A 16,451-nucleotide genomic window follows, 5' to 3' on the forward strand; every position below is an offset into this window, starting at 1 on the left:
GTTCAGAGGAGAAATAGAAAGATGCAAATATTTGTTGATGCAGATGCCTGCCCAGTGGTTGCGATCATTGAAAAGATTGCAAAAGATAATAGTGTTCCGGTAATGTTGTTGTGTGATACAAACCATGTTCTGTCATCGACTTATAGTAAAGTTGTTGTTGTCGGTGCAGGAGCAGATGCAGTAGATTATAAACTGATTAGTATCTGCCATAAAGGAGATATTGTCGTATCACAGGACTATGGTGTGGCTGCAATGGCATTGGGAAAAGGTGCTTATGCTATTCATCAATCAGGTAAATGGTACACGGATGATAATATTGATCAGATGCTAATGGAACGTCACCTGAGTAAAAAAGCCAGAAGAAGTTCCCGTAAATGTCATGTCAAGGGACCGAAGAAGCGGACGGAGGAAGATGATGAAAGATTCGCTCAGTCTTTTGAAAAAATGCTTTTGATGGCACGGGAGAAAGAAGGCAGATGAGGAATTGTAGATGCAGAGGAACGACAGAAGCTATAAAGACTTAAAACAAAAACAGAAGAGTGCAATAGCAGATAAAACATACAAAATGCACTTGAAGTTTTATCTTGAGAATCAGCGAATGCCGGATGCTACTGAAATGAATGATATATGCAAAAGTTTGTTTACGGCAGTTCAATCGCTTGCTCCTAAAACGGAATATGAAGAATTTTATAAAATTGTTGAAAAGCGTGAAAAGAGTTATGAAGAACGTATCCTGAGAGACATTCAGAATGGAATTATAATAGAAACACTTATGGCAAAAAAACATAAGAAAACGCCGGAAGAAAAAGCAGCTGTTGCGAAACAAAAGAAGCAGCAGAGGCGAGCAAGACGGAAACAAGAAACAAGAGATAATCTGGCTAAAGAAGAAATCTTGCAAGATGACAGATTTTTCGTTATTGCCGGTTATACCTCCGGAGGTGCACCGTATGGTGTCACCTGGGAGGAAATGGGTCTGAAACCTTGGGAAGATTTGGAAGAGAATAATTGAGTTGTCAGTGCAATCTTATTTATCTCTTGTGACAGAAACAGGTTCCCGTTTTGCCGGAAGTAAGTCTGAATTGATTTCAGGAGCATCGAGCAGCACAGAGAAATTTTGCTGAATGATATCCAGTGTTTTCTGCTTTTTCTGTAATTTCTGTTTTTCCCGGATGGTAGCAGCTTGTTCAGATTCAAGATTTTCAATCCGCTTCTGGATTTTTTCAGAGCTAGGGATTTTGGTAACACCGAGATCCTGAAGCTCTTTTTTTAGTGAATCGTGGAGTTGGTATTCTGCCAGATGCTTGGAACGGTATTCTTTTGGATTTTTTGCAGATTTGCAATCTTCTATCACTTTACGGCAGAGCCGGTAAGAATCACAGTGTTTCTGAATGACTTTCTGCGTGCTTAGCTCACTGGTGATGTGTGCTATTCTCTGATCAGCCGCTTTAACAGAAGCATCAACATCAGAAACATGCTGCCTGAAATCCTCATAATTCAGTAGGTTATTTTCTGAAAGATAGTTGAAGGTGCGGGCTGCCTCTTTTAGATTATTGAGTTTTGCCCAATGTTCAAATCCTTCTCGATTGCCAGTCGTTACATACGTGGAGATATTGATATACAGGCGAGCTTCTCTGGACAGATGTTTTGGAGTTTTCACTTTGCTACGATTTTTAGCTAAGCGGATGCGGACGTTTTCTTCCGTATAATAACTTCCCAGAGATTTCATATAAGTGAAATTTTTTTGTTCCGGTGCACGGAAAGAAAGATGCTTTCCCTGCCGGACTTCATATCCAGCTAACTGCATTTTTTGTAGAAATTCCTCATAGTTGATGGAAGTCCAGATTGCTTTATCAACTGCAACACGTAGCTTGGCTTTCCAACTGGTGCCACGATGATATTCCATGTTCTCTTTATAGCTTTTTCCTTTTTCTCCGGTTGGCATACTGGTGGCAAGTCCATTTTCCAGGCAGATACGATTACTGATTCTGCAGAGTTTATGGTAGCTCCGCTTATTGGAAACATACTTGTGATGATCAACAAAGCTTGCAGCGTTGAAGATGATATGGTTATGAATGTGCTTTTTATCAACATGGGTACTGATCACGTATTCATATTTTCCTTTCAGTACTTCGGCTGCAAATTGCTGTCCTAAGCGATGGGCAGTTTCGGCATCAACTTCTCCAGGTTTAAATGACTGGATCAGATGAAATGCCAGGTTATCACCTTTGTCCATTCCATTCTTTTTTGCCATTTCTCTAGTCATGGAAAATTCGAGATCAGCAGTTTCCGGGGAACAGCCAAAACTGGAAACCAGCAGTTTTTCATCAGTCTTGTCTGGATTCGTGATATAGTCCAGAGCTTTCTTGTCTGTTACTTTAATGGGGAAGATCTTAATATATGCCATAGTTCTTTCACCATCTCTTTCAATTCTTGCATTTCTTCCGGATATAGATCTCCGGTGGTATTTACCTTTTTTGCAATCTGGTTGATATTTATGCCAATCTTGTGCATTTCCTCATACTGTTTCTTCAGAGGAGTTGTATCTGTGTTGACGATGTAGCCGTCGATTGCCATTTTACGCAGATAAGCTCCCATGTTTTTGATCTTTGATTCTATCATCTTCCTGCGGATAAGTTTCCTTTCTTCTTCGGTAACATAAAAATGGATTTCTTTGTTTCGCTTTCTCTCAGCCATTGCAGTTTCTCCTTTCTGTGAGAGGCAGTATAATCGTTGCTTTCAGTGCTGTTTCAATTTAGGGCAGGGTACCCTAAATTGGGATTTCCCGAAAGTGTATCCTCACTTCCTGTCCTTGCTGTTTTACCCCTCTATTAGTTAAAATCAGGAGAACCGGAAAAATGCAAAAGAATTTGGCAGGTAGTATGGCATACGAAAATGTGGTATGATTATGTACAGGATATCAGAAGAATCAGGAGTTGAAAAGATTGTGAAGACGGAAGAAATCTTTGAATACGTGCAGAAACAGTACGGTACAATTCCAGAATATTTATGGAGTAAATCTCCAGACAGTGTTGTACTTCGTCATAAAAATGGAAAATGGTATGCAGTATTCATGACAGTTGAGAAATCTAAGTTGGGATTAGAGGGAAATGATCTGGTTGACATCATGGACGTAAAGTACGATCCAGAAATGACCAGCATGATTATTCAGACTTATGGATTTTTACCAGGATATCATATGAATAAACAGCACTGGATCACGATTTTACTGGATGGTTCAGTCAGTGAAGCAAAGACATTGGACTTTTTGGATATGAGCTATGACCTAATTGACGGAGCAGGCAGAAAGGAAAACAAATGAGAAAAGCAATCGTATATGCATCTGTGCATCATGGAAATACAGAAAAATTAGTAAAGAGGATTGCAGAAGAATGTCAGGTGGATTTGATTGATGCTGTAAAACAGTCAGATGCAGATCTGAGCAGTTATGATATGATTGGGTTCGCATCAAGAATCTATTTTTCAAAGTTTCATCAGTCGATATTGGAATTTGCAGAGAAGAATCTACCGGTCGACAAAAAGATATTTCTGATCTGTACTTATGGTGGGAGTGCGAATTATAAAACCATAGAGCAGATTTTGGATAAAAGGCATGCCAGTGTGGTTGGAAATCATGTGAAGTATTAAAAATTCGTAAGTATGGTGGCATAAAAGTTTTATAATCATAAAAACAAAGAAAAGGAGAAATGATCTATGAGTAGCATTTTAGTCTTGGGCGGAGCAGGTTATATTGGTTCTCATACTGTATATGAGCTGATTGCGGTAGGCGAAAATGTTGTAGTTGTTGATAATCTTGAAACAGGTTTTCGTAAGGCTGTTCACCAAGATGCAAAATTTTATCAGGGAGATATCCGGGACAAGGCATTTAGAGATTCTTGGGTGGAAGCCTAAATTTGATGACCTGGAGACAATTATTACAACGGCTTGGGAATGACATAGAAATCATCCGAATGGTTATGAAGTATAATATGAGTAGGGGGAAACGGAAAAATGATTGATCAGCTAATTTCTGAACTGGTGGCTTATGGACTAGAAAATGGACTGATAGATGATGCAGATAAAGTGTATGTTACAAACGGCTTATTGGAATTGTTTCAAAGGCAAGATTATCAAGAACCGGAGAAACTAGGAAAACCGAGAAAATTACAGCTCATTTTGGATGATTTGTTATAGTTTGCGTTGCCACAGGGAATTCTTGAAGATGATACAGTGACAATAAGGGATCTTCTTGATACAAAGATCATGGGTATTTTAACACCTGCACCGTCCGTGGTAAGAAAAATTTTTGAAGAAAAATATCAGGTATCCCCAAAGGCAGCAACTGAATTTTATTATCATTTCAGCCAGGCAACAAACTATATCCGCACAGATCGGATTATAAAGGATGAAAAGTGGGAGACTGATACAGAATTTGGCAAGATGGATATCACAATTAACTTGTCAAAACCAGAAAAAGATCCAAGGGATATTGCAAAAGATGGAACTGCAAAAAAATCTGGATACCCGGCGTGCCTGCTTTGCAGGGAAAACGAAGGGTATGCAGGTCACCTCTCACATCCAGCAAGACAAAACCACAGGATTATACCAATTACTCTGTGTGGAGAACAGTATTATTTACAGTATTCACCATATGTATATTATAATGAGCATTGCATTATATTTAACAAGAATCATATTCCGATGGCGATTAATGAGATAACTTTTAACAAACTCCTTGATTTTGTTAAGCAGTTTCCGCATTATATGGCAGGTTCCAATGCAGATCTGCCAATCGTAGGAGGGTCTATTTTGAGTCATGATCATTTTCAGGGTGGCAGTTATGTCTTTGCTATGGCAAAAGCTCCTTATGAACAGGAATTTGACTTAGAGAGATATCCAGATATACATGCAGGAATTGTAAAGTGGCCGATGTCAGTGATTCGTTTACAGGGGAGAGCAATGGATAGTATTGTAGCGGCTGCAAATCATATCCTTACGAAGTGGCGTGGATATTCGGATCCAGAAGTTAATATTTTCAGTGATACAGATGGCATCCCACACAATACAATTACGCCAATTGCAAGGATGCGTGGAGATTTGTATGAACTGGATTTGGTTTTGCGTAATAATATCACAACTATTGATTGTCCTCTCGGACTTTTCCATCCGCATACTGAGTATCACCATATCAAAAAGGAAAATATAAGATTACAGATAGTAATATTCATTCTATCATACAGAAAGAAATTGGAATTGTGTTTGCGAAAGTTCTGGAGGATGCAGGCGTTTACAAGAGAACAGATGAAGGGAAAGCTGCATTCAAAAGATTTATTGAAAGTTTATAAAAAAAGGACCACTTCATTTTTGTGAAATGGCCTTAAGAAAATATACAGTTTTCACAAAATAGTCCTTTTAGTATTTATACATGGTAAGGATGCTCAAAATATTCAGTGTAGAATACTAAAAGGTCATTCAGATATTTTTTTAGGTTGCTCATTTGCAATTCCTCCTTTCCTTATTTACAAGTTGATTATAAGATAGGTGTAAAAGAATTGCTTGCCAAATCGAAAGAAGATATAGACAAATGTTGCAAAGGGGAGTATTTCATGCAGTTAAAATATGTTGACACAAAAGAGGAGATTGTAGCAATAAATAGGAAGTCAAAACATATTGAACCACATCTTCATAATGCACTGGAGATCGTTTGTGTAACAAGTGGAGCATTAGAACTTGGTATCGGACAGGAACTATACCATATGGAAAAAGGAGATATAGGCTTTGTATTCCCAGATGTTATTCATCACTATCAGGTACTGACACCCGGTGTAAATAAAGCGACTTATCTGATTGCATCGCCATTTACGATAGTCAAATTTGCAGATATCATGCAATCCATGGCTCCTGAATACCCAATCATCAAAGCGGAAAAGGTTGAACCGGAGGTATATAGGGGGATAAATGCAATTTTAGAGACAGAACAGTCGGATATTACTGTTGCACAGGCATATCTTCAAATTGTGTTGGCACGCTGCATAGGAAAATTAAATTTGGTAGAAAAGAGTAGTGTGGGGAGCAATGATCTTATTTACTAGACAGTTTCCTATATATCAGCAAATTTTAAGAAGAAGTTTTCTCTGGAAGAGATGGCAAAAGATCTGGGGGTGAGCAAATATGTTTTATCCAGACTCTTTTCCAAAACATTCCATAGAAACTTTAATCAATATCTTAACGATGCAAGGCTGAACTATGCATGCCATCGTTTGGAAAATACGAGTGATTCTATTACAAACATTTGTCTGGATAGTGGATTTGAAAGTCAGAGAACATTTAACCGAGTATTTAAAGAAAGATATAAAATATCACCGAGTGATTATCGGAGTATTTGTGTGAAAGAGATATTGTCATAAAAGGTTCTGTTGATAGAAGTATTTACTTTGATTTCACAGTACTATGTATTTGATTTTATGTGTGGATGATATAATATAAAAATATTTGTAGAAAATAGCGCTTTATTTTATTATGAAAAGAGCAAGGTGTATTTGTGCCAGAAGAACATTTTTACACCAGCGCATTGGCAACAGCCGCTTTTTTAAAGGAACAGGCGGCAGGCTGTTCAGCATTTGTGATAGGAGAAGCAGGTCTCTTAAATGCACTTTATGATGTTGGCATTACAATGGAGGAATAGTGTGATTAGGCAAATACCAGGAGGTAAAGTATATGATGAAACTTGATAATTTTGTAGGAATGATGACAGGACATTTTGATAATAAGGATCAATTTAATAAGATGCAGGCAGAAGGGAAAACATATCCATATGCGGAACATGTAAATACAATCTGTAATGACAAAATAAATAACCTTCCTGAAGATTTCAAAGGAAAATTTGTTGTTGAAGAGAGTTATTATGAAATTAATGGAAAACGTCATGCATCTCCACATCTTTTCCTTATCACGGAAATAGAACAGGGAATTTTACTTTCTTCTTATGAAATTCCAAAAGGAGAAGATAAAAATACATTTTCATATGATTCTATGAAGAATGTTGATTACTCTAAACTAGAAAAATCTGAAAAATTTAATCCGGCACTTTATCATGAAAAGGACGGAATCTGGGAGGGAGGCAGCACAAGCCAGTTCTCTCCGGTAATGACATTCAAACTTTGGGAAAAGTTTTCCAACAATTTTCTGGAAGTATCGGAAAGCATGGAAGTTAATGGGAAGAGAACTTTTGGATATGATGAACCAATAATTTATAAGCGTGTATAATCAATGGATGAAAAATAGCATGGCTGCAGAAGCAGCCTGATATTTTTCAAGGTACTTAGGTTCTAACGTTTACGAATAGAATCCGCAAGGGCTTTTGTTTATACTCAATATTGAGAACAAATTGGGTACAAGGATATCAGCAGATTTATAGAAGGTTAATGCATAACAGCAGCAGAATCAGAAAGACAATATTTGCAATGGTAAACATCATAAAGTATTTACCACGTAGTGTCGTCTTTTCCTTAGCAATATATTTAAAGCTGATTAAGCTGGCCATGGAGGCTATTAATGTTCCAAGTCCGCCAATATTTGTTCCGATAATGAGTGCAGAATAGTTCTTTGTAAATCCGGATAAAAGAATGGCAGTGGGAACGTTGCTTATTATCTGGCTGGAAAGGATGGCTGTTGAGGTTTCATGTCCATCTATGATGCTGATCAGAAAATGATTAAACTGCGGAATACATTTCAAATTTCCAATAAAAATGAACAAAGCGGTAAATGTCAGTAGAAGAGAGTAATCTACTTTTTTAAATAAATGCCAATTCTTGAAGAAGATATAGCCAATCACCAGGATGAATGAAATTTTGTAATCTATGATATGTGCTACAACCAAAAGGCAAATTAAAAATAAAATTAGATATCCAATGAGGGATGTTTGGTTCGGAGCTTTTGTTTTGTGTATGCTAAATAATTCACTTATATGATTCTCGGTGGTTGAGCCAGGTTCTCTATGCGCAGCAATCTGTATCCACACAAGAAGCAGCACCAAGGCTGCAATAGAATAGGGCAGCATGAGTCGGATGAGTGCTAATGCAGACATATTGGCTCTGGCATATAAATAAAGATTTTGGGGATTTCCGATGGGAGTCAGCATACTGCCGAGATTTGCGGCAATTGTCTGCATAACAACCGTTCTTAAAATCCAGTAATTCTTTTGCTTTTCTGACATTTTTTTTAGAATAATGATTGCAAGGGGCACAAAAGTAATTAATGCGACATCATTTGTGATAATCATTGAAAAGAAAAAACATAACAAAACAAGCAATACGATGATAGATTTGATGCTGTTGGCTCTGGACAATATTTTTTCGGCAAGATAATCAAATAATCCAATTTCACTCAGGCCTGCGACAATTGACATTAAACAAAACAGAAGACTGAGCGTCCGAAAATCAATATAGGAGAAATACTTGTCGCTTGGATGTACAATAAACATAGATAAAATTGCCAGAATGGCAGAAATAGATAAGACAGTTTCCTTTTGAAAAAAAGTTAATATTTTTTGCAGCATATGCTTCAATCCTTTTCAGTAAAGTAATCAAAGCAAGTATATCATAAAATAAATAGAAAAACAAATAAAGGAGAAATGTGTAATGGAAATTAAGATTCTTGATATGATACAAAACCTGCACACAACAGTTGGAGATCATTTTTTTATAGGCATCACAAAGCTGGGGGATGCGGGAATTATATGGATTTTTTTAACAATCCTATTACTTATACTACCAAAAATGAGAAAATATGGACTGGCCATGTTAGTCGGGCTTTGCATTGATGTGATTGTATGTAATGGCCTCTTGAAAAATCTTGTGGCTCGCACAAGGCCCTGTGATGTGAACACGGCCATACAGCTTTTGATTTCACATCCGACGGACTATTCATTTCCTTCCGGGCATACAGCAGCTTCTTTTACTGCTGTGGCAGCGCTATATTTTTCAGGAGATAAAAAAATTTGGAAGGCTGCGATAGTACTTGGAATTTTGATAGCCTTTTCAAGAATGTATTTGTATGTGCATTATCCGACAGATATTCTTGGCGGAGCTTTGATTGGAATTTTTTCAGGATTTGTCGGAGCCAAAATAGTTTGTTATATAATGAAAAAAAGGAAAATGAAGCAGATTATTTGATTTTGCTGTATCTTTAATATGAATATGATAAAATAGCGGTAAAAGGAGTTTGCCATGAAAAAGAAACGTCATCATATATGGAAAAATATCATGATAATGGCGGTGGTTTTTCTGGTTGCATCTGGCAGCAGCATTATTCTGCAGAAAACAGGTGTGCATGAACATATTACCGCTATTTTTATTTTTGCAGTGTTTCTGACATCTATTTTAACCGATGGCTATATTTACGGCATCGTATCGGCACTTGTGGGAACACTGGCTGTCAACTATGCGTATACTTATCCCTTTTATGCCCTGGATTTCAGATTTCAGAGCAACATGATTTCAGCAGTTGTCATGATGGCGATTGCTGTATTGACAGGCATGCTGACAACACAGGTCAAAACGCATGAAGCAATCAAAGTAGAGAGTGAAAAGGAACGTATGCGTGCCAATCTCCTGCGGGCGGTATCTCATGATATACGGACACCCCTGACAACCATTTATGGGGCCAGCACCACCTTGCTGGAAAGCGGAGAAAACTATACAAAAGAACAGCGGATAAAGATCCTGAAGGGGATCCAAGAAGATTCAGATTGGCTGATGCGCATGGTGGAAAATCTTCTGTCTATTACACGCATTGATGAAGGAAAGATCAAGATTATCAAGACCCCTACCGTTCTTGATGAACTGATTGATTCTGTTATGGTCAAGTTTCACAAGCGTTACCCGCAGCAGGAAGTTTATTTGGACTTGCCGGAGGATATTATTATCATCCCAATGGATGCCATTTTGATCGAGCAGGTGATTTTTAATCTTCTGGAGAATGCAGTCCTGCATGCAGATGGAATGACGGAACTGATTTTGAAAGTCTTTGTGCTGGGAAAGCAGGTTGTGTTTGAGGTCAGTGACAACGGATGTGGGATAGAAAAAGAACGCCTGAACGGTATTTTTAACGGAAGTTATCATTTGTTTGAAGGGAGAACAGCATCTTCTGACAGTAAAAAACACAATTCCGGTATCGGACTTTCTGTTTGCCAGACAATTGTTAAAGCCCATGACGGTGCCATCACAGCTGAAAACAATCCTGTCGGGGGTGCTGTTTTCAGATTTTCGCTTAATATAGAGGAGATGAAGGAAAGTGAATAATAAATATAAAATACTTCTGGTAGAAGATGAACATAATATCAGTACACTGATCATGACGATGCTGGAATCCTCCGGTTATCAGGTGATTCAGGCCGGAACATGTGCCTTGGCCAAAACACTATTTGTGTCGCATTGTCCGGATCTGGTGCTGTTGGATCTCGGTCTTCCGGATATGGACGGCATGACATTTCTTGAAGATGTCAGAAAGGATTCTCTGACACCGATTATTGTACTTTCTGCCAGAACCAATGAAAAAGACAAAGTACTGGCGCTGGATGCCGGTGCCAATGATTATGTTACAAAGCCTTTTGGCGCAGCAGAGCTTTTGGCCAGAATCCGCTCAACCCTTCGCAACTATTCCCACAGTGCAGAATCCGGCAAACTTCCGGGCGGCAAGTTTATGGTGCAGGATCTGGAGATCCTGTATGATGCCAGACAGGTCTTTGTAAAAGGAAAAGAGATCAAGCTCACCCAGACCGAATACAATATTGTGGCACTGCTTTCTGAACATTGTGGCAAGATGATGACCTATTCGGCGATTATCAAAGATGTCTGGGGGTACCCTGATGAAGGAAGCGTCAAGAAACTTCAGGTAAACATGGCCAATATCCGCAAGAAATTCGGTGTAAAACCCGGGGAGGCAACATATATTACAAATGAATTGGGTGTAGGATATCGAATGAACAGCGATTAGCAATATGTAACTCTTTGCATTTGAAAAAGTTTTTCAAATACTGGACAAGCGGAGCAGAAATATGTAAAATATAATGTAAACTTAAAAATCGTTATTTTATCGATTACAAACAAAATCAGGAGGATGATATCATGTTAAAATGCTTTAAGAAGATTAGCAAGAAAGAGACAGGAGTTTTTGCAGCAGGTCTTTTATTCGGAACAGCAGGTATTAAACTGCTTTCAAGCAAAGATGCCAAGAAGTTTTACACAAACTGTACAGCAGCTGTTTTGCGTGCAAAAGAATGTGTATTAAAGACTGCTACAACAATCCAGGAGAATGCTGAAGATATCTATGCAGAGGCACAGCAGATCAATGAAGACAGAGCTGCAAAGGATGCAGAAGAATATACAGATGTTGAAGATGTAGAAACAGCAGCTGAAGCAGAAGAAGCTGAAACAGCAGCTGAGGAAAACGAGGCGGAATAATTCGCATGAAATTTGTTGTAAAACATGAGATAAAGGGAAGAATCCGTGTCCATTTCTGCCAGAAGAGAATGACTTTTGAGGAAGCGGATACTTTACAGTATTATTTGAATTCTCAGGAGATGATTACTTCTTCCAAGGTTCAGGAACGTACACAGGATGCGACCATCTGTTATACAGGTGACAGAGCATCTGTCATTGCTCTTTTGAGAAGTTTTCATTATGAGAAGGTTGATGTTCCGGATGTATACAGACAGAATTCCGGCAGAGCAACCAACCGCGAATATTGGGATAAACTTGTGACAAAGGTTGTTGTTCACTATGGCAACAAACTGTTTCTGCCGATGCCTGTCAGAACAGTGATCACAGGTGTGAAATCTATCAAATATATCTATCAGGGTATTCATACACTGCTTCAGCGTAGGATTGAAGTTCCTGTTCTTGATGCAACGGCAATCGGTGTTTCTATGTTCAGAGGCGATATCAGTACAGCCGGTTCTGTTATGTTCCTGCTTGGTATCGGTGAAATTCTTGAAGAGTGGACCCATAAGAAATCCGTCGATGATCTGGCCAGAAGCATGTCACTGAATATCAGCAGAGTATGGCTGTGCAATGATGGACAGGAGATGCTGGTACCTACAACAGAGGTTCGTACAGGCGACCTGGTTCGTGTACATATGGGCAATATGATTCCGTTTGACGGTGCTGTTGCAGAGGGTGAAGCAATGGTTAATCAGGCTTCTCTGACAGGTGAATCTGAACCTGTGCGCAAGTACAAAGAAAGTACTGTTTATGCGGGAACAGTTGTCGAAGAAGGTGAATTGACCATTCATGTCAAAGAGACAAACGGCTCCAGCAAGTTTGACAAGATCGTTACCATGATTGAAGAGTCAGAGAAACTGAAGTCAGGACTTGAAAGCAAGGCAGAACATCTTGCGGACAGACTTGTACCATATACATTGCTTGGTACAGGCATCACTTATCTTTTGACCAGAAATGTGACAAAAGCTATTTCTGTATTGATGGTTGATTTCTCTTGTGCTCTGAAGTTAGCTATGCCGATTTCAGTTCTGTCAGCGATCCGTGAAGCCAGCAATTACCATGTCACTGTCAAAGGCGGAAGATATCTTGAAGCCATGGCAGAAGCAGATACCATCGTCTTTGATAAGACAGGTACTCTTACGAAGGCTCAGCCGACTGTGAAACAGGTGGTTGCCTTTAACGGTATGAGTGAAAACGAACTCCTTCGTATTGCAGCCTGCCTGGAAGAACATTTTCCTCATTCTATGGCCAAAGCAGTTGTACAGGCAGCTGTGGAGAGACGTTTGGTACATGAGGAGCTTCATTCGAAGGTTGAATATATTGTTGCCCATGGCATTTCTTCAAAGATCAATGATAAGAAGGTTGTCATCGGCAGTTATCACTTTGTATTCGAAGATGAGAAATGTGCCGTACCTGACGGTATGATGGAAGCTTTTGAGAAGCTGCCGTCTGAATGCTCCCATCTGTTTATGGCCATTGACTATGAACTGGCTGCAGTAATCTGTATTGAAGACCCTCTTCGTGAAGAAGCAGCCAATGTTATCCGCGAGCTGAAAGAAGCAGGTATTTCTAAAGTTGTTATGATGACCGGAGACAGTGATCGTACAGCCAAAGCGATTGCATCAAGGGTTGGCGTTGATGAATATTATTCGGAAGTGCTGCCTGAGGATAAAGCATCTTTTGTTGAGGCAGAGAAGAAAGCCGGACGAAAGGTCATTATGATCGGTGACGGCATCAATGATTCACCGGCATTATCAGCGGCTGATATCGGTATCGCTATCAGTGATGGTGCGGAAATAGCCCGTGAGATTGCGGATATCACTGTTGGTGCAGATAGCTTGAATGAGCTTGTTACATTGAAGTTGATCAGTAATGGTCTGATGAAGCGTATTCATAAGAATTACCGATTTATTGTCAGCTTCAATACAGGTCTGATCTTACTTGGTGTGGCAGGTATTTTACAGCCAGCAACATCTGCATTACTACATAACACTTCAACATTGATGATCGGTTTGAAGAGTATGCAGGATATCTTGTAAATAAAACAATACTACAAAAAGTACTTCTATTTTTCTATACATGGATTTTAGAAAATAGAAGTACTTTTTCTGTTTTGCAGTATGAATCGTACATATGTGACAGTTTTGCAGCTTTGTGCGTATTAAAAGAAATAAAACCATCTATTAGTAAGCAACTGATGAATTGAATTAATTCATAGTGTATTTCTTTTGTTGGACAGGGTATTATCTATATAACCGGTTCATGACGATCATTCACAAGGATAAACAGGGATAAAAAGAAAAGACCGGAAACTATCAAAGCTTCCGGCCTTGCCCCTGCCAAGGAGTCGGCGTGACAGGATTCGAACCTGCGACCTCTACGTCCCGAACGTAGCGCTCTACCAAGCTGAGCCACACGCCGTTGACTTACTTATTATGCATCATATCATCTGTTTTGTCAAGCTTTATAGGCAAAAAAATTTCTTTTTAAAAATTTTTAAAATAATTAAAAAAATTGTTGACAATTAATACAATTTGATGTATGATAGTTTTTGTCAGGTCGGCCTGACACGGACGAAGAATGGAATCTTAGCTCAGCTGGGAGAGCATCTGCCTTACAAGCAGAGGGTCATAGGTTCGAGCCCTATAGGTTCCATTGATGGCGAGATAGCTCAGTTGGCTAGAGCATGCGGTTCATACCCGCAGTGTCGAGGGTTCGAATCCCCCTCTCGCTACTAGAACTTGAAATGTTTTACAATAAAATGATTGACATAATTGATGTTTTGTTGTATAATGTTTCTCGTCAGGTTATTATAACCGAACACAACGGAATCTTAGCTCAGCTGGGAGAGCATCTGCCTTACAAGCAGAGGGTCATAGGTTCGAGCCCTATAGGTTCCATTACGGCGAGATAGCTCAGTTGGCTAGAGCATGCGGTTCATACCCGCAGTGTCGAGGGTTCGAATCCCCCTCTCGCTATTCGAGAAAAGCCTTGTAAATGTTGATTTTACTGGGCTTTTTTGTTTTGCATTTTTTCATTTCAGACCGTTTCATTTGTGGTCAAAAGTGTGGTCAAAAAATTTGAGCTATTTTTTAGCAGAAAATCCCCCTTTTTTATAACTTATAACTCTCAAATAACAACTTTTTACGAGTTTTTGGACGAAAATGCTAATTTCAAGGGCATACTTAATTATACATCAATATACATCTTGAATTATATGTTATATTAGCTTTAATGAATTTCCATGGAAAGATTTATCCGGTCATTAAAATAACATTTTGTAATCATTATATAAGACGTTAATTTATCTATCTCTTCCTGAGAGATGATTTGAGACATTTTAATTATTGATATTAAATTTATTCAAATGTAATATAAAAACGTCTCAAATCGAAGATTAGAAGCCTTGTAATTAATTTTATTGATATTTTATATAATTATTACAATCATTCACAAAGAATATGTTTATCTTTTAACAAAAGTTAGCAAGAATTCTCCTTCCTCTACAGGTGGGAGATGAATTGCAGAAAAAAGAAAAAAGAAAAAAGAACGCTTGTTCTGTGGTGCGAAGTGTGGTATACTATAATCAGTCGAAAGGATAGAAAGGACTGATTATGTGGACAAAATGGATCATAATGCACATTCAGTATATTTGATGTATTATCATCTGATCATGGTTGTAAAATACCGAAGAAAAGTAATAGATGATCCGATTTCGGAACGTGCAAAAGAGATCTGGGAACGTATTGCACCTGATTATGGAATCACACTGGAAGAATGGAATCATGATGTTGATCATGTGCATGTTATGTTTCGGGCACAGCCAAAATCAGAACTCAGTAAATTTATCAATGCGTATAAAAGTGCAAGCAGTCGTTTGTTAAAAAAGGAATATCCACAGATCAGGGAAAGACTTTGGAAGGAAGCATTCTGGAGTCAAAGTTTCTGCCTGTTGACAGCGGGTGGTGCACCGATTGATGTTATCCGTAGTTATATCAGCTGGGAGTCAATCCGCCAGCTGATATAGCCTCCGGCAGGATTGCAGAGGTGCGCAGTAGAAGTATGTCATGCAATTGCATGACGCGCACCTTGCAGCAAGAATGCCGAGGCATTCTTGAACGAGAAGCAGGGAGAGAAAAAAAGATGAATATAGCTTACCGTTTTCGTATATATCCAAACAGAGAACAGGAAGTCCTGCTCGCCAAAACATTTGGCTGCTGTCGTTTTTTATATAATCAGATGTTGAATGATAAGATACGGGAATATGAAGCAACGAAAAAAATGCTGCGAAATACACCGGCGATGTATAAAAAAACATATCCATTTTTGAAAGAAGTGGATTCCCTGGCACTTGCAAATGTGCAGATGCATCTGGAAAAGGCATATAAGAATTTTTTCAGGAATCCAAAGATTGGCTTTCCAAAATTCAAATCAAAACACAGGAGCCGAAAAAGCTATACGACAAATGTGGTCAATGGAAATATTCAGGTAGAAGATCATCGGATAAAACTACCGAAGTTAAAATGGATCCGTATGAAAAAACATCGTGATATTCCGGAAAAATATTGCCTGAAATCTGTAACAATAAGTATGGAACCATCCGGAAAGTATTATGCAAGTCTATTATATGAAAAATCTGACTGTGAAAACCAAGCAGAAGAATTTGATTATGAAGACGCAAAGATACTGGGAATTGATTATGCAATGCATGGAATGGCTGTGTTTTCTGAAGATATACAGAAGGAAAATGAAGGATACTTCAGAAAAAGTGAGGAGCGGCTGGCAAGGGAACAAAGAAAGTTATCCCATTGCGTGAAAGGAAGCAATAATTATTACCGACAGAAAAAACGTGTTGCATTATGTCACGAAAAAATCCGAAACCAGAGGAAAGATTTCTTACATAAGCTGAGTTATGAAATGGCAGAGGCATATGATGTTGTTGCAGTTGTACTA

The 16,451-nt window shown here is 38.6% G+C and carries 15 protein-coding genes, 5 tRNA genes and 4 pseudogenes; 20 read left to right on the top strand and 4 right to left on the bottom strand.

Annotation, left to right across the window (positions count from 1 at the left end; genetic code table 11):
• Window positions 1-21: 21 nt before the first annotated feature.
• Both HED67_RS08620 and HED67_RS17055 read left to right on the top strand, forming a co-directional pair.
• A complete protein-coding gene (locus tag HED67_RS08620; RefSeq protein WP_015514506.1) occupies window positions 22-480 on the top strand; it encodes a YaiI/YqxD family protein in 459 nt (152 codons plus the stop codon).
• A gap of 10 nt (window positions 481-490) precedes the next feature.
• A complete protein-coding gene (locus HED67_RS17055) occupies window positions 491-1,009 on the top strand; it encodes a hypothetical protein (protein ID WP_012744275.1) in 519 nt (172 codons plus the stop codon).
• Window positions 1,010-1,024: 15 nt separating this feature from the next.
• On the opposite strand, the gene HED67_RS08630 is transcribed toward HED67_RS17055, so the two are convergent.
• Window positions 1,025-2,404, bottom strand: coding sequence for a relaxase/mobilization nuclease domain-containing protein (locus tag HED67_RS08630; protein ID WP_117649063.1), 1,380 nt, complete (start codon window positions 2,402-2,404; stop codon window positions 1,025-1,027).
• Window positions 2,371-2,694 (bottom strand): MobC family plasmid mobilization relaxosome protein, encoded by a 324-nt coding sequence (locus tag HED67_RS08635; protein WP_221718055.1) that lies wholly within the window; start codon window positions 2,692-2,694, stop codon window positions 2,371-2,373. The genes HED67_RS08630 and HED67_RS08635 overlap by 34 nt, the downstream gene beginning before the upstream one ends.
• Window positions 2,695-2,944: 250 nt before the next feature.
• Between HED67_RS08635 and HED67_RS08640 the strand changes: the two genes are divergently transcribed.
• The 7 genes and pseudogenes from HED67_RS08640 (at window position 2,945) to HED67_RS08670 (ending at window position 7,263) form a co-directional block, all read left to right on the top strand.
• Window positions 2,945-3,319: an MmcQ/YjbR family DNA-binding protein gene (locus HED67_RS08640; RefSeq protein WP_221718056.1), complete on the top strand. Its 375-nt coding sequence runs from the start codon at window positions 2,945-2,947 to the stop codon at window positions 3,317-3,319.
• Window positions 3,316-3,645: a flavodoxin domain-containing protein gene (locus HED67_RS08645; RefSeq protein ID WP_015514502.1), complete on the top strand. Its 330-nt coding sequence runs from the start codon at window positions 3,316-3,318 to the stop codon at window positions 3,643-3,645. Before HED67_RS08640 ends, HED67_RS08645 begins: the two co-directional genes overlap by 4 nt.
• 66 nt (window positions 3,646-3,711) lie before the next feature.
• Window positions 3,712-3,894: pseudogene (locus HED67_RS08650) on the top strand (NAD-dependent epimerase/dehydratase family protein); the annotation flags it as partial.
• Window positions 3,895-4,008: 114 nt separating this feature from the next.
• Window positions 4,009-5,342 (top strand): annotated as a pseudogene (locus HED67_RS08655) (UDP-glucose--hexose-1-phosphate uridylyltransferase).
• Between the two features lie 261 nt (window positions 5,343-5,603).
• Window positions 5,604-6,404 (top strand): annotated as a pseudogene (locus HED67_RS08660) (helix-turn-helix domain-containing protein).
• A gap of 125 nt (window positions 6,405-6,529) precedes the next feature.
• Window positions 6,530-6,679: pseudogene (locus HED67_RS08665) on the top strand (TIGR01457 family HAD-type hydrolase); the annotation flags it as partial.
• 35 nt (window positions 6,680-6,714) lie between these two features.
• The gene (locus HED67_RS08670; protein ID WP_117539071.1) at window positions 6,715-7,263 is read left to right on the top strand and encodes a hypothetical protein; all 549 of its coding nucleotides are present in this window, start codon (window positions 6,715-6,717) and stop codon (window positions 7,261-7,263) included.
• A 145-nt stretch (window positions 7,264-7,408) separates the two neighbouring features.
• Here the strand turns inward: HED67_RS08670 and HED67_RS08675 are convergent, their stop codons facing one another.
• Window positions 7,409-8,554 (bottom strand): SLC13 family permease, encoded by a 1,146-nt coding sequence (locus tag HED67_RS08675; RefSeq protein ID WP_221718057.1) that lies wholly within the window; start codon window positions 8,552-8,554, stop codon window positions 7,409-7,411.
• Between the two features lie 82 nt (window positions 8,555-8,636).
• Between HED67_RS08675 and HED67_RS08680 the strand changes: the two genes are divergently transcribed.
• From HED67_RS08680 to HED67_RS08700, 5 genes are all read left to right on the top strand, one after another.
• Window positions 8,637-9,170 (top strand): phosphatase PAP2 family protein, encoded by a 534-nt coding sequence (locus HED67_RS08680; protein ID WP_215633054.1) that lies wholly within the window; start codon window positions 8,637-8,639, stop codon window positions 9,168-9,170.
• Window positions 9,171-9,224: 54 nt separating this feature from the next.
• Window positions 9,225-10,298, top strand: a complete 1,074-nt coding sequence (locus tag HED67_RS08685) for a sensor histidine kinase (protein ID WP_221718058.1) — start codon at window positions 9,225-9,227, stop codon at window positions 10,296-10,298.
• Window positions 10,291-10,992, top strand: a complete 702-nt coding sequence (locus HED67_RS08690; protein ID WP_221718059.1) for a response regulator transcription factor — start codon at window positions 10,291-10,293, stop codon at window positions 10,990-10,992. The genes HED67_RS08685 and HED67_RS08690 overlap by 8 nt, the downstream gene beginning before the upstream one ends.
• 131 nt (window positions 10,993-11,123) lie before the next feature.
• The gene (locus HED67_RS08695; protein WP_221718060.1) at window positions 11,124-11,459 is read left to right on the top strand and encodes a DUF6110 family protein; all 336 of its coding nucleotides are present in this window, start codon (window positions 11,124-11,126) and stop codon (window positions 11,457-11,459) included.
• 5 nt (window positions 11,460-11,464) lie between these two features.
• A complete protein-coding gene (locus HED67_RS08700) occupies window positions 11,465-13,537 on the top strand; it encodes a heavy metal translocating P-type ATPase (RefSeq protein ID WP_221718061.1) in 2,073 nt (690 codons plus the stop codon).
• 308 nt (window positions 13,538-13,845) lie between these two features.
• Here the strand turns inward: HED67_RS08700 and HED67_RS08705 are convergent.
• A tRNA-Pro gene (locus tag HED67_RS08705) sits at window positions 13,846-13,919 on the bottom strand.
• A 161-nt stretch (window positions 13,920-14,080) separates the two neighbouring features.
• Between HED67_RS08705 and HED67_RS08710 the strand changes: the two genes are divergently transcribed.
• The 6 genes from HED67_RS08710 to HED67_RS08735 form a co-directional block, all read left to right on the top strand.
• A tRNA-Val gene (locus HED67_RS08710) sits at window positions 14,081-14,153 on the top strand.
• Between the two features lie 5 nt (window positions 14,154-14,158).
• Window positions 14,159-14,232: transfer RNA gene (locus tag HED67_RS08715), tRNA-Met, on the top strand.
• 93 nt (window positions 14,233-14,325) lie between these two features.
• Window positions 14,326-14,398, top strand: a tRNA-Val gene (locus HED67_RS08720).
• Between the two features lie 4 nt (window positions 14,399-14,402).
• Window positions 14,403-14,476 (top strand) — tRNA-Met (locus tag HED67_RS08725).
• Window positions 14,477-15,123: 647 nt separating this feature from the next.
• Window positions 15,124-15,525 (top strand): IS200/IS605 family transposase, encoded by a 402-nt coding sequence (tnpA, locus tag HED67_RS08730; RefSeq protein WP_221718062.1) that lies wholly within the window; start codon window positions 15,124-15,126, stop codon window positions 15,523-15,525.
• Between the two features lie 116 nt (window positions 15,526-15,641).
• Window positions 15,642-16,451: RNA-guided endonuclease TnpB family protein (locus tag HED67_RS08735; protein ID WP_221718063.1), on the top strand; the 810-nt coding region annotated here is incomplete at its 3' end.

It is taken from the genome of Pseudocoprococcus catus, assembly GCF_019734885.1.
Lineage (GTDB): Bacteria > Bacillota > Clostridia > Lachnospirales > Lachnospiraceae > Coprococcus_A > Coprococcus_A catus.